The sequence below is a fragment of the Pseudomonas sp. LPB4.O genome (genome assembly GCF_038383825.1).
Classification (GTDB): Bacteria; Pseudomonadota; Gammaproteobacteria; order Pseudomonadales; family Pseudomonadaceae; genus Aquipseudomonas; species Aquipseudomonas putida.
Genome location: NZ_CP151298.1, coordinates 2,083,474 through 2,104,188 on the forward strand (window position 1 = coordinate 2,083,474; position 20,715 = coordinate 2,104,188).

The window sequence follows — 20,715 nt, forward strand, 5'->3', positions numbered from 1 at the left end:
TCCCTGTGGGAGCTGGCTTGCCGGCGATGGAGCGCAAAGCGCTCCCGAAGGCCTCAATGCACCGGCAAGCGCAGGGTATTTCATGCTGTATTCGCTTCAGGCACTGCGGGCGTTCGCCGCCTGGGTAGTGGTCTGCCACCATTTCATGCAGATCTTCTTCGACTTCCACGCCACCGGCCCTGTCGGCCAACTGCTTACCGACCGTGGCGCCGTGGGTGTCGACATCTTCTTCGTCATCAGCGGGCTGGTCATCTACCTGTCGACCCGCGACAAAACCATCGAACCGCGCCAGTTCCTGCTCAATCGGGTGCTGCGTATCGTCCCTGCCTACTGGTTCTACTCAGTATTGATGGCCACGTTGCTGCTGGCCTTCAGCCAATGGATGCCGCATCAAGCGTTCGCCTGGCATCACCTGCTGCTGTCGATGCTGTTCATCCCGGCAGAAAACCCCGGTGGCTATGGCCTGTACCCGACCCTGAACGTGGGCTGGACGCTGAACTTCGAGATGTTCTTCTACCTGCTGTTCGGTTTGGCCTTCCTGGTACGCCAACGGCATCAGCTGCTGCTGGTTACCGTCGCACTGTTACTGGTCAGTGAGGTGCTGGGCCGGCTGGGTGTGCTCAGCCGCTTCTACAACAACGACATCATCTACGAGTTCCTGCTCGGCATCGGCCTGGGTGTGTTGTACCGCCGTGGCCTGATCCGCCAGGGGCGTTGGCTGCCGCTGGTGGTGCTGGGGGTGGCGGGCCTGGCCATCTATCACCTGGATGCGTCCCAACGCTTGCTGCACTGGGGCGTGCCGAGCGCGATGATCGTGCTGGCCTTCATCGCCCTGGAACCGGCCTTCCAGGGCAACCGGCTGCTCAAGGCCTTGGGCGACTGTTCGTATTCGGTGTACCTGGTCCATGTGCTGGTGCTGTACGCCGGCTGGTTCGCCAGCGAGCGGCTGCATTTGAACCCATACCTGGTGTTTGCCCTGTGCGTACCGTCCATTGGACTAATGTCGTGGTTCAGCTACCAGTGGCTGGAGCGCGGCCTGTACAGGCGCATGCAGGCTTGGCTGGCGGCGCCACGGGGGCAGGCCGCGGAATATGCGCTTTCCCGAGTCAAATGCTAGGACTTTGTTCGAGGAGCCGGTTGGCGTACACTTGGCGGCAAGTCTGTGAGGAACCTACATGAGCGATATAACCATTACCGACGCCGCCCATGACTACCTGGCCGATCTGCTTTCCAAGCAGAACACGCCTGGCATCGGCATTCGAATTTTCATCACCCAGCCGGGCACTCAGTACGCAGAGACGTGCATTGCCTATTGCAAGCCGGGCGAAGAGAAGCCTGACGACACCGCCGTGGGTCTGAAGAGCTTCACCGCTTACCTGGACGCAGTCAGCGTGCCGTTCCTGGAAGACGCACTGGTCGACTACGCCACCGACCGCATGGGTGGCCAGCTGACCATCAAGGCACCGAACGCCAAGGTGCCGATGGTCAACGAAGACAGCCCGATCAACGAGCGTATCAACTACTACCTGCAGACCGAGATCAACCCCGGGCTGGCCAGCCACGGTGGCCAGGTCAGCCTGGTGGACGTGGTCGACGACGGCATCGCGGTGCTGCAGTTCGGTGGTGGTTGCCAAGGCTGCGGCCAGGCCGATGTTACCCTGAAGGAAGGCATCGAGCGCACCTTGCTCGAGCGTATTCCGGAGCTGAAGGGCGTGCGTGACGTGACTGACCACACCCAGAAAGAGAACGCCTACTACTAAGGCTGACGCACCTGCATGGCTTGTGTAAGGGCGGCTCTCTTAGCAATAAACTGTTACGGTTTCAACCCCTGCGACAACAGGCCGCAGCCCGTATTCAAAGGGCTGCAGGCCATACCCGCGTTCGTCGGGTAGAACCGCTTTGGGTGTCATGCAAGAATGCCCCGGTTTTTCAGCCGGCCCGTCCCGAGGGCCGGCACCTTCCCTGTAAAGGATGGTTTCATGAATGATCTATTTACCCGGCGCGCGGTTGTCGCCGGGATGGGCGTTCTCGGGCTTGGCCTGCTGGCAGGCTGCAGCCCGGCCCGGGGGCTCGAGTTCAAGTACGGCAAGAACATGAGCAACGAGATCCTTGGGCGCAAGTTCCGCCTCAAGGACCCGCAAGGCAATGTGCGCACCCTGTCGAGCTTCTACGGCAGCATGCCGATGATCTTCTTCGGGTTCACCCAGTGCCCGGCGGTTTGCCCGACTACCCTGGCGCGCGCGGCACAAATCCGCAAATTGCTGCGCGGTCGTGACCGCGACCTGTTCCAGGTGGTGTTCATCACCCTGGACCCGGAGCGCGACACCCCCGAAGTGCTCGATGCCTACGTCAAGGCCTTCGACCCGTCGTTCACTGCACTCACTGGCACCCCCGAAGAAATCGCGGAAGTGGCCAAGGAGTTCAAGGTGTTCTACGAGAAAGTCCCGGCCGGTGACACCTATACCATTTCTCACTCGTCCACCAGCTACGTCTACGATACGCGTGGCACCCTGCGCCTGAGCCTGGGCCATTCCCTGAATGCCAAGGAATGCGCCGAAGACCTGGTCACCCTGATGGAGATCTGCTGAATGTCGATGCAACCGATCAAACGCGGCCTGGCTGCCCTGGCACTGATGGGTCTGGCCCTGCCGGCCCTGGCCCAGACTACCGTGAGCGATGCCTGGGTCCGTGCCAGCGTGCCGCACCAGCAGTCCACCGGTGCCTTCATGACCCTGACCGCCAGCAGCGATAGCAAGCTGGTGAGCGTGGCTTCGCCCGTGGCCAAGACCGTGCAGGTGCACGAGATGACCATGAACGGCGAGGTGATGGGCATGCGTGAGGTGAAGACCGTCGAGCTGCCGGCCGGCAAGGCCGTGACCCTGGACCCCAATGGCCTGCATGTGATGCTGATGGGCCTGAACGATCAGGTGAAGGAAGGCGATAAAGTGCCGCTGACCCTTACCATCGAAGATGCAAAAGGTGCCAAGGAAACACTGGATGTGCAGGCAGAGGTGCGCCCGCTCAACGCCGAGGCTGGCGGTGGGCATGACCACATGCACATGAAGCACTGACAGACCAAAGGGCCGCGCTTAGCGGCCCTTTTCTTTTTCAGCGGCGCCTTTCAGCTACGAAAGCGCGGCAGCGGCCTGTCGAGCGTCAGCGAGGTCAGGGTCTTTCGAACCTGGGCCTCATCGGCCTCCAGTGCCTTCAGGCTGGCGCGGATCTTGCCGGCGGCGGGCACATCGCCCTGCCGGTCGATCCAGTCGGCAATCTCCTTGCAGGCACTGTTCAGGCAGGCCTGGCGCTGGTTCATCAGCGACAGGAGGGTGGTGAGCTCTCTTTCGGACATGGCAGGATCCTCCATTCAGCGTTGTTAGTGTAGCAGAGGGTTGGCGCAGCTCCGCTGCCTCTGCCGGAGTTGCCGAAGAGGCGAAAATGAACGCTCCATTGCCCGAGTAACACCGAGTTACTGTTTTGGGCGAATAAACACAGTGTTTAAACCGATGCCGCTACGCGGCATGGGGTATCAACCTTAACTGCTTGATCTGGTGTGCTGCATCGTTCTGTCATGCAGTTTTGCAGACCTAGGCCCGCTTTCGGCATCGGTTAAAGCGTGTAGGAGTATTCTCAGCCTGACTCTTTCTGCGCTGGCCGTGCCCGCTATGGTTACAACGTCAGCGTTGAGCCCGGTGGTGGATGAACTCTAAAGTCAGTCGACCTAAACCGCTGGCTCAGGAATACAGCCATTATGCAGGCGTTGAGTCGTAACCCCGGAACACGTTCTCTGGCGTTGGGCTATTGCTTTTCCAAATGTGGTGAATTTGCCTTCGAAGCTGCGTTTGCCGTGGCAATCGTGTCCATGACCGAGGCGGATCTGCTTTTGATTGGCATCGCCTATTTCTTCCGCTACTTGCCGAGCATGGTGTTTTCACCCTTGGGGGGCTGGCTGGCGGATAACGCAGACAAGAAACGAACACTATTTGCGGTCGAGGCGGCCAAAGGCCTGCTGGCACTTGCCTTCTTTACCTTGTTCAGCTTGTCCTCACCCGTGTTGCCCGTCCTGGTCGGCCTTGCGATGCTGATGACAGCGCTCGAATGCCTTTATGTGCCTGCGTTTCGCGCGTACTTTCCGGACCTTGTCGAAAAGGCCCAGCTGGCCTCGGTGAACAGCGGTATCCAGGTGATCGAGGATGCTGCCTCTATTATCGGGCCGCTGGTGTTTTCGGCATGTGTGTTACTGCTGACTCGCGAAGCAACCTTCTTGTTCTTTGCGGGGTGCCTGGTATCGTCGGCCATTTCCATCGCTACCCTGGGGCCTGCCAGGCAGGGCGCCCGGCAGGCATTCGATGGGCGCGCCATAGTCCGGGATGCGGCGCGCAGTGTCAGTCAGCTCAGGGTCAGCAATGCGCCTTTGTTTGCTGTTATTGGCTGCACCACGCTCTGTGCGATGTTCGCCACCTCGGTGATTCGCTTCATCCTTCCTGCGTCAGTGCTGGAACACTTCGCCTCTGAAGCGGCGGTGGGCTACGTATTCTCACTGCTTGCGGCAGGCACTGTGTTGGGTGGCGTGCTCTACACACGCTTCAATCCGCGCACCACCGCACGATTGGTGGTGCGTTACTGGGTGCTGTACGGTGCACTGTTTTTTGCTGCAGCCGTGGCACTGCAATTCAACAACTGGCTGTTCCTGCTGATGTTGTTCCTGGTCGGCTTCATGGGTGCATTTGTCGATATCGCTATCGTGACCAACATCCAGTGTTTGTCGAGCGAGCATGAAGTTGGCAGGAATTTTTCCCTCTACTACTTTACTGCCGTCATTGGTGACGCCGTTTCAGGGCTGGTTGCCAGCCTGGTCTTTGTGCTTGCGGGGCCGGCCACGTTGGTCTGGATGACGTTCATGCTGTTCATCGCGCCAGTACGCTGGAACCTGAAGGCACATTCCCTGGATGGCGACAATCGTGGATAGCCCGACGCGCGCTGTGGCGCATGGGGCAAGCTTGAGTTGGCTTCAGGCGGGTAATACAGATTGAGCGCATGCCTGCCGATACGCCCCCGGCGTCACCCCATAGGCTTGCTTGAACTGCCGGCTCAAATGGCTCTGGTCGGCAAAACCAAGGTCGAACGCCACCTCCGAGGCGGCCAAGCCGCTCTTCAGCATTTCCCGGGCGCGGGCCAGGCGCCGCTGCTTCAGCCAGGCGTGCGGCGGCTGGCCGGTGGCTTGGCGAAACACTCGGGCGAAGTGGAAGGGTGACAGGTTGACGGCCGCCGCCAGCGCTTCGAGCGAGGGCGGGTCGGCCAGTTGGCTTTCCAGCAGTTCGCGGGCGCGGGCCACGGCCAGTGGTTCGCGGCCTGGGGCGGAGGGTTCGGCGCATTGCCCGTGGCGTTGCGCCAGGGCCAGCACCGCCTGGCGCCAGGCGGTCTGTTGCTGCAGGGCGCTGGCGCCGTTTTCGGACAACTGATGCAGCTGGCTGAAGGCGATGGCCAGGGCCGGGTCGTGGATCACGCTGTCCTTGAAGCTGGGCATGCCGTGGCGGCCCAGTTCCAGTTCGTCCAGTACACCGGTGACCCGCTCGTGCTCGGGGTAAAAGCCGCGATAACGCCAGCCCGCCTCATGGGCGGTAGCGCCGGTATGCAGCTCGTCGGGGTTGATCAGCACCATGCTGCCGACCGGCGCCAGGTGCTCGCTGCCGCGGTGCCAGAAGCGCTGGGCGCCGGATTCGATCACCGTGAACACATAGCCTTCATGCACATGCGGGGCGAAGCGCTGCTGGAAGTAGCGCGCGTGCAGCATCTCGACGTCGCCCAGGGCCGGCGCCTGCCAGAGGTGTGTCTGCTCGCGCAGGGGCGTGGTCATGCCAGCCAGCTGCGCAGAAGGAAGAAGATCAACATGCTCACCAGCATGCTCAGCAACACGCTGCGGGTCAACAGTACCAGGGCGATGGCCACCAGTGAACCGAGCAGGTAGGGGTTGAGCAGGCTCAGGTTGAGCTGGTGGTCGGGCATGAAGATGATCGGGCCGCAGATGGCGGTGAGCATGCCGGGCACGGCAAAGCCGAGGAACTGCCGGGCATTGGAGCTCAGGCGCAAGGGCAGGCGTGGCTCAAGGAACGCGTAGCGGTTCAGGAACACAATGGCGCCCATGGCGAAAATCAGGATCCAGGTCATGCGCGGGCTCCGGCAAATTTCTGGCAGATGAACCCGGCGCTCATGCCCAGCAGGCCTGCAGCCACCAAGGCGGCCTCCCAATGCCAGTAGCTGAACAGCACCGAGCAGAACAGCGACACGGCTACGCACACCACGGTAGCCAGGTTGCGCACCAGCGGCGCGATCAGGGCGACGAAGGTGGCGACGATGGAAAAGTCCAGGCCGAGTTGGTCGAGGTGGGGAATGTTCTGGCCCAGCAGGATGCCGGCCAGGGTGAACAGGTTCCAGGCAACGTAGAACGTCAGGCCTACCCCCAGGGCATACCAGCGGTTGAATTGCTGCTGGTCGTACTTGCTGGTCAACGCGAAGAACTCGTCGGTCAGCAGGAAGCCCAGGCCCAACCGCCAGCGCAATGGCTGGCTGGACAGCACCGGGCGCATCGACAGGCCATAAAGCAGGTGCTGGGAGGTCAGCAGCAGGGTGGTGAGCAGGATCGACGCCAGGTTGGCGCCGCCCTTGAGCATGCCAATGGCAACCAGTTGCGCGGCACCGGCGAAGACGATGGCCGATAGCCCTTGCCCCTGCCAGGCACTGAGGTTGGCCTCGATGGCCATGGAGCCGGCCAGCAGGCCCCAGGGGGCGACGGCCAGGGACAACGGCATGATGGCGATGGCGCCGTGGAGGAAGGCTTGGCGAGCGATGTGGGGCATGATGGCTGCAATGCGTGTACGAGGCAGATCAGCATGCCAGACGGGGCGGGGGATGGCTTGAACGATCTTGCTGCTCGGGTTTGATTTCAAGGCAAACACAAGCCCTGTAGGAGCAGCCTTGTGCTGCGAAGAGGTCATGGCAGCCGAAAACAATCTTTAGCCTTACCGGCCTCTTCGCAGCACAAGGCTGCTCCTACAGTGATCGCGCGGAATCCAGAGTTTGAGTGAGACAGTTGCCCAACAGGGACCGCGTCTGGCAGAGGATCACGGGTGGCGGGTCAGGTGTTGTTGCGCCGTCACGCAGCCGTTGATGTCCACGGCTTTCTGCAGCAGGCTCAGGCGGTGCGGTGGGTCCAGGTCGCCGAGCAGGCGGTACACCTCGGCCTGGTAGTCGCGCTGGCGCCCCCACAACATTTGCAAGCCTTCTGGCCGGCTGCGGCTGCAGGCCAGGCGGGTGGTCGGTTGCGGGTAGTAGGGGGCGTACACGGTGGCCATGCTGGGGATGGCCTCCAGCGCGGCACGGTATTCGCTGCTGGCATTGTAGGGCCGGCACCAGGTGGCGATCGCTGGCGCGGGTGCGGCAAACCCCTGCTTGAGACTGGCTTCGAGCAACGGGCAAGCGGCATCCGGAATCTGCGCGGCGGGCAGGTAAGTCATGTAGTACAGCGCCAGGCGGTACTGGGCGACCGGATGGCCCAGCTCTACCGACTTTTTCAACAGGGCAACCGCTGTCGGCAGCGTATGGGCCATGGCCTGGCCCTGGCGGCTGAGCTCGGGATCGCCGCCCAAGGCGGTGCGCAGGGTACTGGTATCGTCGCCCTGGTTATCGGCCTGCTCCAGCAGCGGCAAGGCCTGGCGATAGAGCAGGTCGGCGTGAGGGTCGATGCGCACCTCCAGCGCGTGCGCAGCCAGCGGCATCAGGGCGGCCAACAGCGGGGGCAGGCGTCGCATGCGGCTCACAGGCAAGCCCCGTGGGCGGCCAGGCAAGGATGGGCGGCTTCGATGTTAATGGCGGTCAAGCGTACGCCTCTGGAAAATCGGAACGACGGCCTATTCTAGCCACCCAATGGGGGTGGCCGGAAGACCAGTCGACAACTGTCAGACGAGCTTGATCGGCGTGACCTTGCGTTGAGCGTGTTTTTCCTGGGCCAGGCCAAGCTTGGCGGTAATGACCTTGGCCAGGGCGTTGTTGCCCAGGTCGTTCAGGTGCAGGCGGTCGATGAACAGGTCGGCGCCGAACACTGGCGAGCTGCTGAGCATGCCGTTCATGTCATAGCAGGGCACCGGGTCGGCCTGGCTTTTGATGCGGCGGAAGAAGGCCGAGTGCAACTGGCTGTCGAATGCGCCGTCCAGCAGCCGGTCGAAGTTTGCCGGTTGTTGTTCCAGCGCGGCCAGCATGGCCTGCTCGCCAGCGGGCAGGGTGTCCCGGCACCAGGGCAGCAACGGCTGCAGGATGAAGGTGAGGGTAGCGTGGCTGTCTGCCAGCAGCCGGTCCCACTGACGCAAGGTGCGGCCAATACTGTCGGCCGCGCGGGCCAGTCGTTTTTCCGGGGGCGAAAGCGGCCAGATGACCGGGGCTTGGGCCGCAGGCGTGGTCAGGGCCTGGCCGATGCGCCGCCACAGTGACGGCCTGCGGGGTGCTGCGGCAGGCTGCAGGCCTTCGCTGAAACTGTTGAGAAAAGCCTGGTAGGCCTTGGCGTGCAGTGGGTCGTTGGGGCTGCCGAGCACTTCACACAGCGCTTCGTGGGCCAGGCTGTTGAGGCCGCTGAGCACCACCACGTGGCCGAGCTGGCCAAGGCGGTGCTGGTGAGTCAGGAACATCAGCAGTTCCTGGCTGGCATTGAGCCCGCAACCGGCCAGGCTCAGCCAGACCTCGCCGGTGAGTGCCGACAGGTGCGAGGCCACCGTGTGTTCGTCGGAGCTGGCGCCGATGCCCAAGGCCGTGGAGCCGCCGACCAGCAGGTTGATACGTGAAGCGCCGCCGCGTTCGGCCGCCGAAAAACGCTTCCCGGCGCAATGGCTGTAGCGCAGGCCAAGGGCATCGGTGTTGATGGTGCCGGAGCGGTAGCCGGTTTCATGCACGTGCACAGTGTGCGGCGCACGGCGGCTGCCCAGCAGCAGAAAGCGCTGGTAGTCCTGTTGCAGCGGCGAAGGAGTCGTGCTCGTATCAGTCGCTGTCATGGTTTTTCCTTCTGTTGCAACGGGCACTTCGCATCAGGGTCAGGCCGCCAGTTCGTTAATGTTGTACAGCAGGCCGCCGGCGGCGATCAGCAGCAGGGCAACGCCCGAAGCCAGGCTGATCACGCGGTTGCTGCGCTGCGAGGCGATTTTGCCGATGGCGAAGATGTACAGGCTGAGCACGGCGAAATCGATGGCCACCCACAGCAGCGACAACACCACCATGCTTTTGCCGAACGACTCGGTGATCTGGATGAACTGTGGGAAGAAGGCGATGAAGAAGATGATGTCCTTGGGGTTGGAAATACCCACCATGAAGCCTTGCAGCAGCCCGCCACGCGCGGCCTTGGGCGCCTCGCTCGCCGCCTCCGGGGCCGGCGCCTGCAGGGCGTCCCTCAGCGTGCCCACGGCGATGTAGCCGATGAACAGGCAACCCAACAGGCTCATGGTGCTGAGCCATGCCTTGTCGATCGCGGCGCTGGTGAGGATGATCCAGGCCGCGGCGCCGATCAGCACCAGTGAGGCCCAGTTGGTGCCAACGGCGGTGAACATGGCCTTGCGCGAGCCGGAGGCAGCCGCAGTGTTGACGATCAGCGCCACCACCGGGCCGGGGGTGGCGATGAGCAGCAGGACGGTGAGGGCATAGGTGAAGGTGAGTGCGGTATTCACGGTCAGTTCTCGATCAGTAAGTCGGGTGTCGCAGGGTGTGCGGCATGTGCGTGGAACGGGCAGCGTGACGGGTTGAGCGAGCCCGTCTCCTGCAGTTGGTATTGCTTCCATTCGTAGTTGTCGGTATCGCCGAAAAAGCCAAGGGTGTCGGGCATGACGCCGTCGTTGTAGTGGTGCACGCGCTCGCGTATGCGCTCGCGGATGCGTTTGCCACTCTCGGTGTTGGCGTTGGCCACTTCGTCGAAGTTCGCCCGTGGATTGATGACGAAGGTGATGTGATGCCCCAGATTGCGGCTTTTCATCTGCTGGTGGCCAGGGAAGTTCATGTTGATGAACAAGGGCATGCCGGCATAGCAGAACGACCAGCCGTTGTCGTCGGGGTCGGTCGGCATGCCCTGCGGCCAGGGGTGCGGGTCGCGCGCATGCACGCCACGCAGCACCTTCCAGGCCAGCGCCTGCTGTTCGGCCAGGGTGTAATCGGCGGCGGTTTCGAGAAACACCACCAGTGGGCTGCCGATGCGCTGCTTGGGTGTGATCGGGGCGATGGTACCCACGTAGTCGGCCAGGCCCTGGGCGATGTCATCGGCCAGTTGCTCGGCGCGGGCGAAGAGGATGTGGCAGGTTTCGCCATTCACCGCCTTGCGGCCGAACAGGCAAGGGAAGTCGGGGTTGGCGAGGATACTGCGAAAGTGTTCTATGGTTTTGAAGGTCCAGTGTTGCGTATTGCATCCATGTTCAACGGCCTGCTCTAGCGCATCCAGGCGATAGCAATTTCCATATCCCGTAAACATGATTTCCCCAGGCGTTGATTAAGTGAACGTTCCAGTCATATGCAGGCAGGATCTTGGTTATGTTTATTATTTACCTGCATTTTCCGAGACGCTCTCGACGTTGTAAAACGCGTGGAACTATGACCTACTATTAGTCTTGTTCATGCTCGGGACGTCGCCATGTCGGAACGGATTCAGGCCTTGCACGCCCTGCGTGCCTTCGAGGTGGCCTCTCGCTATGGCTCTTTTACCCGTGCGGCGGAAGAACTGGCCCTGACCCAGGGTGCGGTCAGCCATCACATCAAGACCCTGGAAGCACTGTTTGGCTGCGACCTGTTCGAGCGGCGTGGCCCGAAACTGAGCCTGACCGAGCACGGGCGCCTGCTGTCGCAAGAGCTGAAGGTTGGCTTCAAGATCATCGAAAATGCCTGCGCGTTGCTGCGTCAGGACCGCTACGGCCTGCGCCTGAAGGCGCCGTCCACGCTCACCATGCGCTGGCTCTTGCGGGCGCTGGATGCGTTCAAGAAGGCCGATGACAACTGCAGCGTGCAACTGTCCAGCGTGTGGATGGATATCGACAGCGTGGACTTCTATTCCGAGCCCTATGACTGCGCCATCCTGTTGGCCAGCGGGCGTTTCCCCGCTGATATCGAGAGTTTCAAGCTGTTCGATGAATGGCTGATCCCGGTGTGCCAGCCCGATTACATGCCACAGGCTCAACCGGCCCTGGCGGACCTGGCCCAATGCGAGTTCCTGCACCCGTCACCCGACCGGCGCGACTGGCGGCGCTGGCTGGCGCGGATGGGCGCACTGGAAATCAGCATCGACCAAGGGCAAGTGTTCGATACGCTCGACCAGGGCATTTCGGCTGCCCAGCAAGGCCTGGGTATTTCGGTGGTCGACCTGGTGCTGGCCAGTGCCGACCTGCAGGCCGGGCGCCTGGCCACGCCGTTCAAGCATGCAGTGGCCACAGGTGACGGGTACTACATGACCTGGCTAAAGGCCAGCCCAAAAGCGCGGCAGATGCACAAGCTGCGCGACTTCCTGCTGGGCCAGGTGCCACCGCTGGCCTACAAGGACATCAATTACCTGTACGGTTGAACACCCGCTCGAGCATGAAATCGATGAACACCCGCAACTTCGGCGGCATCTGCCGCCCGGACGGCCACAGCAGGTAGAAGCTGCCGCGCCGTTCCATGAAGTCGTCGAGGACACTGACCAGGGAGCCATTGCCCAACTCACGACCCACGTTGAAGTCCGGCAGACAGGTAATGCCGCGGTGGTTCAAGGCAAAGCAGACGCGTGTTTCGACGTGGTTGCAGACCATCGAGATGGGGATGTCATAGGCTTGCTCGGGATGCTCCTGGCGCAGCGGCCAGGTTTCCAGCTTGCCGTTGCTGGGGAAGCGATAATGCAGGCAGGTATGCGCCGCCAGGTCGCGTGGGTGCAAGGGGGTGCCGCGTTCGCGCAGGTACTCGGGCGAGGCCACCAGGCGGTGCTGAAAGTGGCCCAGGAATTTGGCGCTGAGCCGGGAGTCCACCGGCTGCCCGCCGCGCATCACCACATCGAAGCCTTCGCCGACGATATCCACCATGCGGTCGGAGAAGTCCAGGTCCAGTTCAACCTGTGGGTACAGTGCCATGAACTCGGCCAGTGCCGGCATTACCAGTCTGGTCACCTGCGGCATGCTCACCCGCAGGCGCCCGCGCGGCGTTTCGCTGGCCTGGGACAGTTCCTGCTCGGTGGCCTCTATTTCGGCAAGGATGCGCCGGCTGCGCTCGAGGAACATCGAGCCTTCGGCGGTGAGGGTAATGCTGCGTGTGCTGCGGTGGAACAGGCGCACGCCCAGGCGGCTTTCCAGGCGCGCCACGCGTTTGCCCACGGCCGAGGCAGTGATGCCCAGCGACTGGCCGGCGGCGACGAAACTGCGGGTTTCGGCCACCCGATTGAAAACCACGAAGCCGCTGAGGCTGTCCATGTTGCATTCCTGATTGCGGACATAAATGTCCTGGGTGAGCGGCATTGTAACCGTCTTTTTCCGCAGTGGCCTTGCTTGCAGACTGTCCGCCTTGTTTTCCCACTCAAGGCAATTGCAATGTCCCGGACATCCTCCCCACCGTTGCTGGACGCCAGTAGCGAACGCCTGCCCCTCAGCGGGCTGCTGGCACTGGCCATGACCGGCTTTATCGCCATCCTCAGCGAAACCCTGCCGGCGGGCTTGCTCGACCAGATCGCCGACGGCATGCACATCAGCCAGGCCATGGCCGGGCAATGGGTCACGGCCTATGCCTTGGGTTCACTGTTGACAGCAATCCCGCTGGTGACCTTGACCCAGGGCTGGTATCGCCGGCGGGCCCTGTTGCTGGCGATCCTCGGTTTTGTGCTGTTCAACGGGCTGACGGCCTTGTCGGGCTCCAATAGCCTGACCCTGGTGCTGCGCTTTTTCACGGGGGCTGCGGCCGGCCTGGCATGGGGCCTGATCGCTGGCCATGCCCGGCGCATGGTGCCGGCACCGTTGCAGGGCCGGGCCATGGCGTTGGCGATGCTCGGGCAGCCGATTGCCTTGTCGCTCGGGCTGCCCATTGCCACCTGGCTGGGCGCTGGGCTGGGCTGGCGTGCAACGTTTGTGCTGGTCACCCTGGTGGCGTTGCTACTGGTGGTGTGGGTGCTGCGCTCGGTGCCGGAGTACCCGGGGCATGCCGCTGGCAAGCGCCCGGCGGCCATGCAGGTGCTGCGCACGCCGGGGGTGTTGATCGTGCTGCTGGTGATCCTGACCTGGATCCTTGGCCACAACATCCTCTACACCTACATTGTGCCGCTGCTGGCGGCGGCCGGCATGGCTGGGGAAATTGGCGCGGTGCTGATGGTGTTCGGCCTTTCGGCACTGGCCGGGATCGGCCTGGTGGGGATGCTGGTCGACCGACACCTGCGCAAGCTGGTGTTGCTGAGCCTGGCCGGTTTTGCCTTGGCCACGCTGGCATTGGGGCAGGCGTCGTCGTGGTTGATGTACCTGAGCATCGCCCTGTGGGGCTTGACCTACGGTGGCGCACCGACCCTGCTGCAGACCGCCTGTGCCGATGCGGCGGGCGAGGGCGGGGATGTGGCGCAATCGATGCTGGTGACAGTGTGGAACAGCGCTATCGCCTTGGGCGGGATCGTGGGTGGCGCGTTGCTCGTCGGGGGCGGGACCGAGGCTTTTGGCGGGGTGGTGTTGGCATTGATCGCGGTGGCCTTGTTGTTGACCTGGGCAGCGCGCAGAAGTGGCTTCGTGGCGGGGGCCCGCTAGCGTAGAATTGCGTTTTTCAGCAGAGGTCGACGCAGTGGAGTTGCAGCAGGGTTTTGTGCTGACCCGTCATTGGCATGACACGCCCGAAGGCACCTGCGTGGAGTTCTGGCTGGCAACCGATCAGGGGCCACGGCAGCTACGCCTGGCGCCACAGGTCTCGGTGGCGTTCATTGCGCAGACGCATGAGGCGCATGCGCGGGTGTTGCTGGCCAACGAGCCCGGCGTCGAGCTGCGGCCACTGGGCCTGAAAGACTTCGACCAGCGCCCGATGCTGGGGCTGTACTGCCGGCAGCACCGGCAACTGATGCAGTTGGAGCAACGCCTGCGTACGGCGGGTGTCGAGGTGTTCGAAGCGGATATCCGCCCACCCGAACGCTACCTGATGGAGCGGTTCATCACTGCCCCGGTGCAGTTCACCGGCCAACCCGATGCCCAGGGCGTCCTCTGCGACGCCCAGCTCAAACCCTCGCCCGGTTATCGCCCGCCGCTGCGCCTGGTGTCGCTGGACATCGAGACCAGCGAGCGTGGCGAGCTGTACAGTATCGCGCTGGAGGGCTGTGGCCAGCGCCAGGTGTACATGCTCGGCCCGGCCAACGGCGATGCCGCCGAGCTTGACTTCGACCTGGAGTATTGCGCTGATCGCGCCGCTTTGATTACCCGGCTCAACCAGTGGATGGCCAGGCATGACCCGGACGCGATCATTGGCTGGAACCTGGTGCAGTTCGACCTGCGCCTGCTGCATGAGCATGCCAAGTCGTTGCAGGTGCCACTGACGCTGGGGCGCAACGGTGCGGCCATGACCCTGCGCAGCCATGCCGGTGGTGGCCACGTTTTTGCCGATGCGCCGGGGCGTTTGCTGATCGATGGCATCGAGGCGTTGCGTTCGGCTACCTGGAGTTTTCCCTCGTTCAGCCTGGAGAACGTTGCCCAGACCCTGCTGGGCGAAGGCAAGGCCATCGACACGCCGTACCAACGCATGGACGAGATCAACCGCCGCTTCGCCGAAGACAAACCGGCTCTGGCGCACTACAACCTGAAGGACTGCGAACTGGTCACGCGCATTTTCGCCCATACCCGGCTGCTCGACTTCCTGCTTGAGCGTGCGTCGGTGACGGGGCTGGCCGTGGACCGCAGCGGTGGGTCGGTAGCTGCGTTCTGTCACCTGTACATTCCACAGATGCACCGCCTTGGGTTTGTCGCGCCCAGCCTTGGCAGCCGCCCTGACGAAGCCAGCCCCGGCGGTTTTGTCATGGATTCGCGGCCGGGGCTTTACGATTCGGTGCTGGTGCTGGACTACAAGAGCCTGTACCCGTCAATCATCCGTACCTTTCTCATCGACCCGATCGGGCTGATTGAAGGCCTGCGTCTGCCTGACGACGCACATTCGGTCGAGGGTTTTCGCGGTGGGCGTTTTTCACGCACGCAGCACTGCCTGCCAGCCATCGTCGAACGGGTGTGGCAGGGCAGGGAAGCGGCCAAGCGCGAGGGCAATGCGCCGCTGTCGCAGGCCTTGAAAATCATCATGAATGCCTTCTACGGCGTGCTGGGTTCCAGCGGTTGCCGTTTCTTCGATCCGCGCCTGGCGTCGTCGATCACCATGCGCGGCCACCAGATCATGCGCCAGACCAGCTCCCTGATCGAGGCGTGTGGCTACGATGTGATCTACGGTGACACCGACTCCACCTTCGTCTGGCTCAAGGGGGCCCACGCCGAGGAGGACGCGGCGCGCATCGGCCGCGAGCTGGTGGCAAAGGTCAACCAATGGTGGCAAGCCCATCTGCACGAGACCATGAACCTGCAGAGCGCCCTCGAACTGCAGTTCGAGGTGCATTACCGACGCTTCCTGATGCCCACCATCCGCGGTACCGATGAAGGCAGTAAAAAGCGCTATGCCGGCCTGGTGCAGCGGGCCGACGGTTCGCAAGAAATGGTTTACAAGGGCCTGGAATCGGTGCGCACCGACTGGTCACCGCTGGCCCGGCAGTTCCAGCAGGAACTCTACGGCCGTGTGTTCCGCAGCGAGCCCTACCGAGATTATGTCCGCGAGTACGTGCGGCGAACCTTGGCCGGCGAGCAGGACGAACTGCTGGTTTATCGCAAGCGCCTGCGTCGCCCGCTGGCCGATTACCAGCGCAACGTGCCGCCGCATGTGCGTGCCGCACGCCTTGCCGACGAGTACAACAAACGTCTGGGGCGCCCTTTGCAGTACCAGCGTGGGGGCTGGATCAGTTACGTGATCACCACCGCCGGCCCTGAGCCGCTGGAAAACCTGCAGGCCCCGATCGACTACGATCACTACATCAGCCGTCAGCTACTGCCGGTGGCCGACGCCATCCTGCCCTTTGTCGGTGATGATTTCGTTCGCCTTACCGACCATCAGTTACTGCTGTTCTGAATGGGTGGTAGATAGCTAGGCGTCAGCATCACGCTGCAGTCTTCAGACTCGGGCCTCCATGCTACCGCGGAGGCAGAGATGCACAACACGAGCAGTCAACCATCGGCTGCGGTCGATACCCTTGCCATGGCACAAGCATGCCAGGACCACTACATTGCACGGCGGCTGCCGGCCTGGATGAAGCGGCTGAGCATGGCCGAATTCACCCTGTTGAGCGAGGCATTGCCTGAACTGCTGGCCTGTCGCGCAGGCTTGTCCTCAGCGCTGGCGCGGCTACGCAACCTGAGTGCATTTACCCAGCCCTTGCTGCAGCAAGCGCTGGGTACCCACGGCAGCCTTGATGTAGATCGCTTGTACTTTCGCCAGTGGTACACCTTCACGTCGCCGACGATCAATTATGTAACCAGTCGGCTTCCGGTTGTCGCCAACGACTACTACGACATTCCTCTGCTCGAGGCCGCCTTGGGCAATTTCACCGCGCAACAGCAGCGCGACCAGCCGCCTGGTAATTGCCTGGTCGATGCGCATGGCGAAAAGCGTGCTGAACTGTCTGCAACGGCCTTCGCCAGGCTGTGTCGCACGCTGGACCTCGGGCAGAAATACCAGGCGCACCTGGATGCCGTACTGCAGCCCGAGGTCAAGGGGTTGCTGACACGACGGCAACGCTACAGCATGCTGGTGGATGCCTTGCAAGCCAGGGCGCAAGGCGTATTGAGCGCAGACGAACTGAAGTGGGTGGTCGCGCTCTGCCTTGAGGACACGCTCGGCAAACTTGAAGGTGCACCGGTTCGCGTGCGGCAGTTGGCGTTGTTCGGTTGCCGCCTGCAGCAGATCGTCGTGCTGGACGTGATCGACGATGGCGTGTTGTTCGACACCAGCAAGCGCGTGCTGGTCTATGTGCCGGGTGACCCGCATGGCCCCTGGAGCGTGCGCAGCGACCTGGATGAGTATGCCCGCCGGGTGCTTGGCAAACGCCTGCGCGAAGGTGACTACCGGCGTTTCTTCAACCGCTTCGTGCGCCGACGCGACAGCCAGCGATTTTTTTCGGCCGTCAGTGAGCGGCTGGATGACGTGGCCGGCTGGGCGACCAGAGACCTCGATGAGCAGACCTTCGCATATCGCCTGCCCCTGTTCGAACACCTTGCGAACGACTGGGTCGCGTGGATCAAGGACGATGCTGCCGTCATCGCCCCGCCCGTAGCCTTGCTTGATCGCGAGGTCCAGGCCGAACACGCCCGCCGTTTGCGTGCTGAAGGCTGGACGCTGTTGGGTGTTGCAGGGCTTTTCGTTCCGGCAATCGGCGCGGTGTTGTTGGGGGTGATGGCCTGGGAACTGCTACAGCAGACCTTCCAGGCGATAGGGGACTGGCAGGACAACGAACGCAACGCGGCACTTGCGCACCTGCTGAATGTTGGCAAAGGGCTGCTGGCTGTGGGGGCAACCGTTGCCGTCGTCGCCACCGCCCGACGCGCCTGGAGCGTGGTCGACAGCCTGGTACCGGCGCAGCTGGAAAGCGGGGAAGAAAAACTGTGGAACGCAGACCTCAGCCCCTATCGCGGCGAAAGCCCGCCAGCTACGGCAGTGCTGGACATGCAGGGTACGCACCGCTTTGGCGAGCGCCGCTGGATCAGCATGGACGGGTACTGGTATGAGGTGAGCTGGCACGACGCCGATGAGCAGTGGCAACTGCTCCCCTATCAGGGCTATGCGCCGCCGCTGCGCCACAATGGCGCCGGTGCGTGGCGGCTGTGGTGCGAGCAGCCCGCCGAGTGGGACGACACACGCCAGTTGTTCCGCCGCCTGGGCGGGCCATTCAGCGACCTTGACGATGCGCAGATCGACCGGTCGCTGGCGATCCATGGCCTCGATGATCAGCACCTGCGGGCATGGCATGTGTATGGACGACCAGCGGAGGCAGCGCTGGTCGACACCGTCGCACGCGTGCGGCTCGCCGGCAGGATTGGTACGTTGATCAACCAGTTGCGCGAGGGAGGGGTAACCGCAGACCCGCTGCTGATGGCGCGGGTCATGCGCCTTCCACAGGCGCCCGGGAAGCACGGGCCAGCGTTGGCCGATGTGGCTTGGGCCGGGCGACGGGAACTGCTGCAGACGGTGTACGACGAGCAGAACCCCGACACGGAAACCGGCCGCCTGTTACGGCAGGATTTCACCAGCCTGCACCGTTTGGCCGCGGATGAGGTGCTGCGCAATGCCAGCGAGGATGACGTGCAGCTGTTGCGTGAAACGGGGCGTGTACCGTTGCTGATGGGCGAGGCTGCAAGGTTGCAGGTAGCGCGAATTCGAATGGCGCGGGTGTATGAGGCGCTGTGCATCGACACGCCGCAAAACCTCGACCTGGCGCGGGTAGTATTGAACCTGCTGGTGCATGTGCCAGGCGCTGGCGGCCCGGGCTGGCGGTTGTTCGATGCAGATGCCCGCGAGCCGTTACTGACGGTCCAGGGATCGGGGCAGACGTTTGACCTGCTTCATCGCCATGGGCTGTTCCGCCTGCGCGCCCGAACGCCCAGCGTTGTCGGTGAGACGGGCGAGTTATTCGAAGCTTTGGCCGGAGCCTATGACGACGCAGCACAAGCGGCCATCGGCCAGGGTCAGCCTTTTGTGCCTGCGCTGCGCCAGGCGTTGACCAACGTTGCTTTCGACCGACGCCAGGCCGTGGTGAACCTGCTCAGGCTGGAACAGCCCAGCGGCTCGTTTCTTGCGCCGCAGCGGCTTGCGGATGGCCGGATTGGTTACCCCATGGCTGGCGGCAGGCTATGGGGGGCGCTAGGGCGAAACAGGCCTAGGGCGTTTCAGGCCCGGTTGCGAGACCTGTACCCGGCCTTTACCGACGAACAGATCGAGCGCTGGTTGGCCTCAGGCGACGCGCAGGCCAGGTTAAATAGGCTGGAGCAGCAATATGGGGTGCTGAAGAGATACTTGACCAAGTGGGCACGCAGTGCCTTGCTATCCTCGGAGCTGGTCGCACGGCGTGAATTCAGAAAGGGCCTGATCGACTGCTGGCGCTGTCTTGTGCCCGAACTGCAAGCGCAAGCGGCACTGGACGACGGGCGCTTCATGCTGACCCAGACGATCAGCCGCTTGGGCCACCTGCCGGCCCTGCCTGCGCAGGTGGGCTTTCCCCACGTCTCCATCCTGGCCCTGCGCTCCATGCGCGTGGAGCATGTTCCGGATGAGTTTCTGCAGGCATTTCCCAACTTGCGCAACCTCGAAATCACCAATTGCCGACTCAGGCGTTTGCCATTGCCGCTGGGGCTTGTCCAGAAGCTGGAGGTGCTCGACTTGTCTGGTAACCAGATCGCGCTCGACCAAGGCCAGGCATTGGTCCTGGCAGATTGCCGGTCCCTGGTGTACCTGAACCTGTCGAACAACCCGCTGCGCAGGGTATTTTCTGTCCTCGCAATGACCGAGCTGAATGCTCTTTACCTGACCAACACACAGATACCCGAGTTTCCCTACGGGCTGATGGACGCGTCAGAACTGCATACCCTGAATCTCAGCGGCAACCGTATTGCGGAACTGCCAGAGGGCTTTCATCGATCGCAGCTGTGGCGCTCGGGCAGGGTCGAGCTTTCCGGCAACCTGCTGGAGGGCGCTCAGGATGGGTTATCAACCTGGCATTTGCTTGAGGCCAGCCGCGTGCCTTACCGGTTGCGCATTCTGGATGCGTTGCCTGGCGAACGTCGGGATGAAATGGCTGCACTGTGGGCCCATCTGGAGGCCGAGGAGCGATCGGAGGAGTTCTTCAATACCCTGTCGATGCTGACAGAGTCGGGCGCCTTCAGTTTCTCATCGACCGCATCCGCGCTGGCGGCCCGGGTGTTCGACATGCTCGAGGCGATGTCTGAGCATGATGCCCTCAGGCAGGAGCTGTTCGAGCACGCTGCGGCGACCGGTTGCCAGGATAACGCCACCGCGCGTTTCGCCGACCTGGAGCTGCGAGTGATGATATGGCGCACAAGGCATAGCGGATCCGCCCGGCCTGAACGGGCCTTGCTGAAGCTCGGTGCCCGGATGTGGCGGTTGGCGGTGCTTGAGCAAATTGCCGCTGAACATGCTCAGCGGGTGGGGGCGGGGGCTGAATCGATCGAATTCGCCTTGGCCTATCGAATTGGCTTGCGCACGTCGCTGGACTTGCCTGGCCATCCCGATGAAATGCTCTATGCAGGTATCCCTGCCTTGGGTAAGCAGGACCTTCTCCAGGCCCGTGAAAGGGTTCTGGCGCGCCAGACCCGGGAGGGCATTGCTGATTACCTGTCACGCCAGTGGTTCTGGCAGGATTACCTGCGCAAGACCTCTGCGGTTCGCTTGCAAGTGCCCCCATCCATGCACGCTGAGCTGGAGCGGCTGATGGCGCTGGGGAACCGGGACGAGGAAATCGCACGGCTGCAGATCCGCAATCAGCAACGCGAGCATGCGGTGTTGCTGCAGTTGACGCTGGAGGCGCTGGACCGGAATACGGTGCAGCGTGTGCTCAGCTAGCGGGTGGCCGGTTGTCTGGCCGCAGGCATTAGTTATATAGCGCCTGGCGGGGAGCAGGCGACT

Annotated in this window: 18 protein-coding genes; 9 read left to right on the plus strand and 9 right to left on the minus strand. The window is 62.8% G+C overall.

Going from position 1 to position 20,715, the window contains the following annotated elements; genetic code table 11:
- Window positions 1-82 precede the first annotated feature (82 nt).
- The 4 genes from MRBLPB4O_RS09425 to MRBLPB4O_RS09440 all read left to right on the plus strand — a co-directional run bounded on the left by MRBLPB4O_RS09425 (window position 83) and on the right by MRBLPB4O_RS09440 (window position 3,071).
- On the plus strand, window positions 83-1,117 hold the full coding sequence (locus tag MRBLPB4O_RS09425) for an acyltransferase (protein WP_341798188.1): 1,035 nt from the start codon (window positions 83-85) through the stop codon (window positions 1,115-1,117).
- 58 nt (window positions 1,118-1,175) lie between these two features.
- Window positions 1,176-1,760 carry a Fe-S biogenesis protein NfuA gene (gene nfuA / locus MRBLPB4O_RS09430; RefSeq protein ID WP_016500488.1) on the plus strand — a complete coding sequence of 195 codons (585 nt, stop codon included), beginning with the start codon at window positions 1,176-1,178 and terminating at the stop codon, window positions 1,758-1,760.
- A 219-nt stretch (window positions 1,761-1,979) separates the two neighbouring features.
- The gene (locus MRBLPB4O_RS09435; RefSeq protein ID WP_016500487.1) at window positions 1,980-2,588 is read left to right on the plus strand and encodes an SCO family protein; all 609 of its coding nucleotides are present in this window, start codon (window positions 1,980-1,982) and stop codon (window positions 2,586-2,588) included.
- Window positions 2,589-3,071: a copper chaperone PCu(A)C gene (locus MRBLPB4O_RS09440; RefSeq protein WP_341798189.1), complete on the plus strand. Its 483-nt coding sequence runs from the start codon at window positions 2,589-2,591 to the stop codon at window positions 3,069-3,071.
- Between the two features lie 50 nt (window positions 3,072-3,121).
- Here MRBLPB4O_RS09440 and MRBLPB4O_RS09445 read toward each other — a convergent pair whose 3' ends face one another.
- Complete coding sequence (locus MRBLPB4O_RS09445; RefSeq protein WP_016500485.1) at window positions 3,122-3,349, minus strand: hypothetical protein; 228 nt, start codon at window positions 3,347-3,349, stop codon at window positions 3,122-3,124.
- Window positions 3,350-3,748: 399 nt separating this feature from the next.
- On the opposite strand from MRBLPB4O_RS09445, the gene MRBLPB4O_RS09450 reads away from it, so the two are divergent.
- On the plus strand, window positions 3,749-4,966 hold the full coding sequence (locus MRBLPB4O_RS09450) for an MFS transporter (protein WP_341798190.1): 1,218 nt from the start codon (window positions 3,749-3,751) through the stop codon (window positions 4,964-4,966).
- A gap of 42 nt (window positions 4,967-5,008) precedes the next feature.
- Here the strand turns inward: MRBLPB4O_RS09450 and MRBLPB4O_RS09455 are convergent, their stop codons facing one another.
- From MRBLPB4O_RS09455 to MRBLPB4O_RS09485, 7 genes are all read right to left on the minus strand, one after another.
- Complete coding sequence (locus MRBLPB4O_RS09455) at window positions 5,009-5,854, minus strand: AraC family transcriptional regulator (RefSeq protein WP_341798191.1); 846 nt, start codon at window positions 5,852-5,854, stop codon at window positions 5,009-5,011.
- The gene (locus tag MRBLPB4O_RS09460; protein WP_010953340.1) at window positions 5,851-6,165 is read right to left on the minus strand and encodes an AzlD domain-containing protein; all 315 of its coding nucleotides are present in this window, start codon (window positions 6,163-6,165) and stop codon (window positions 5,851-5,853) included. The genes MRBLPB4O_RS09455 and MRBLPB4O_RS09460 overlap by 4 nt, the downstream gene beginning before the upstream one ends.
- Window positions 6,162-6,854: an AzlC family ABC transporter permease gene (locus MRBLPB4O_RS09465; RefSeq protein ID WP_049275400.1), complete on the minus strand. Its 693-nt coding sequence runs from the start codon at window positions 6,852-6,854 to the stop codon at window positions 6,162-6,164. Before MRBLPB4O_RS09465 ends, MRBLPB4O_RS09460 begins: the two co-directional genes overlap by 4 nt.
- A 264-nt stretch (window positions 6,855-7,118) precedes the next feature.
- Window positions 7,119-7,805: a sel1 repeat family protein gene (locus tag MRBLPB4O_RS09470; protein ID WP_065426116.1), complete on the minus strand. Its 687-nt coding sequence runs from the start codon at window positions 7,803-7,805 to the stop codon at window positions 7,119-7,121.
- A 147-nt stretch (window positions 7,806-7,952) separates the two neighbouring features.
- Complete coding sequence (locus MRBLPB4O_RS09475) at window positions 7,953-9,035, minus strand: hypothetical protein (RefSeq protein WP_341798192.1); 1,083 nt, start codon at window positions 9,033-9,035, stop codon at window positions 7,953-7,955.
- Window positions 9,036-9,074: 39 nt separating this feature from the next.
- Entirely contained in the window at window positions 9,075-9,701 is a 627-nt protein-coding gene (locus MRBLPB4O_RS09480) for a LysE family translocator (RefSeq protein WP_341798193.1), read from the minus strand.
- Between the two features lie 2 nt (window positions 9,702-9,703).
- A complete protein-coding gene (locus tag MRBLPB4O_RS09485; protein WP_341798194.1) occupies window positions 9,704-10,492 on the minus strand; it encodes a YqcI/YcgG family protein in 789 nt (262 codons plus the stop codon).
- Window positions 10,493-10,651: 159 nt separating this feature from the next.
- Here MRBLPB4O_RS09485 and MRBLPB4O_RS09490 point away from each other — a divergent pair, with 159 nt between their 5' ends.
- Window positions 10,652-11,572 (plus strand): LysR substrate-binding domain-containing protein, encoded by a 921-nt coding sequence (locus MRBLPB4O_RS09490; protein WP_019471102.1) that lies wholly within the window; start codon window positions 10,652-10,654, stop codon window positions 11,570-11,572.
- On the opposite strand, the gene MRBLPB4O_RS09495 is transcribed toward MRBLPB4O_RS09490, so the two are convergent.
- Entirely contained in the window at window positions 11,553-12,449 is an 897-nt protein-coding gene (locus tag MRBLPB4O_RS09495; protein WP_341798195.1) for a LysR family transcriptional regulator, read from the minus strand. The genes MRBLPB4O_RS09490 and MRBLPB4O_RS09495 overlap by 20 nt on opposite strands.
- A gap of 117 nt (window positions 12,450-12,566) precedes the next feature.
- Here MRBLPB4O_RS09495 and MRBLPB4O_RS09500 point away from each other — a divergent pair, with 117 nt between their 5' ends.
- The 3 genes from MRBLPB4O_RS09500 to MRBLPB4O_RS09510 all read left to right on the plus strand — a co-directional run bounded on the left by MRBLPB4O_RS09500 (window position 12,567) and on the right by MRBLPB4O_RS09510 (window position 20,652).
- Window positions 12,567-13,757, plus strand: coding sequence for an MFS transporter (locus MRBLPB4O_RS09500; protein WP_341798196.1), 1,191 nt, complete (start codon window positions 12,567-12,569; stop codon window positions 13,755-13,757).
- Between the two features lie 34 nt (window positions 13,758-13,791).
- On the plus strand, window positions 13,792-16,152 hold the full coding sequence (locus tag MRBLPB4O_RS09505; RefSeq protein ID WP_341798197.1) for a DNA polymerase II: 2,361 nt from the start codon (window positions 13,792-13,794) through the stop codon (window positions 16,150-16,152).
- A 78-nt stretch (window positions 16,153-16,230) separates the two neighbouring features.
- A complete protein-coding gene (locus MRBLPB4O_RS09510; RefSeq protein ID WP_341798198.1) occupies window positions 16,231-20,652 on the plus strand; it encodes an NEL-type E3 ubiquitin ligase domain-containing protein in 4,422 nt (1,473 codons plus the stop codon).
- Window positions 20,653-20,715 lie beyond the last annotated feature (63 nt).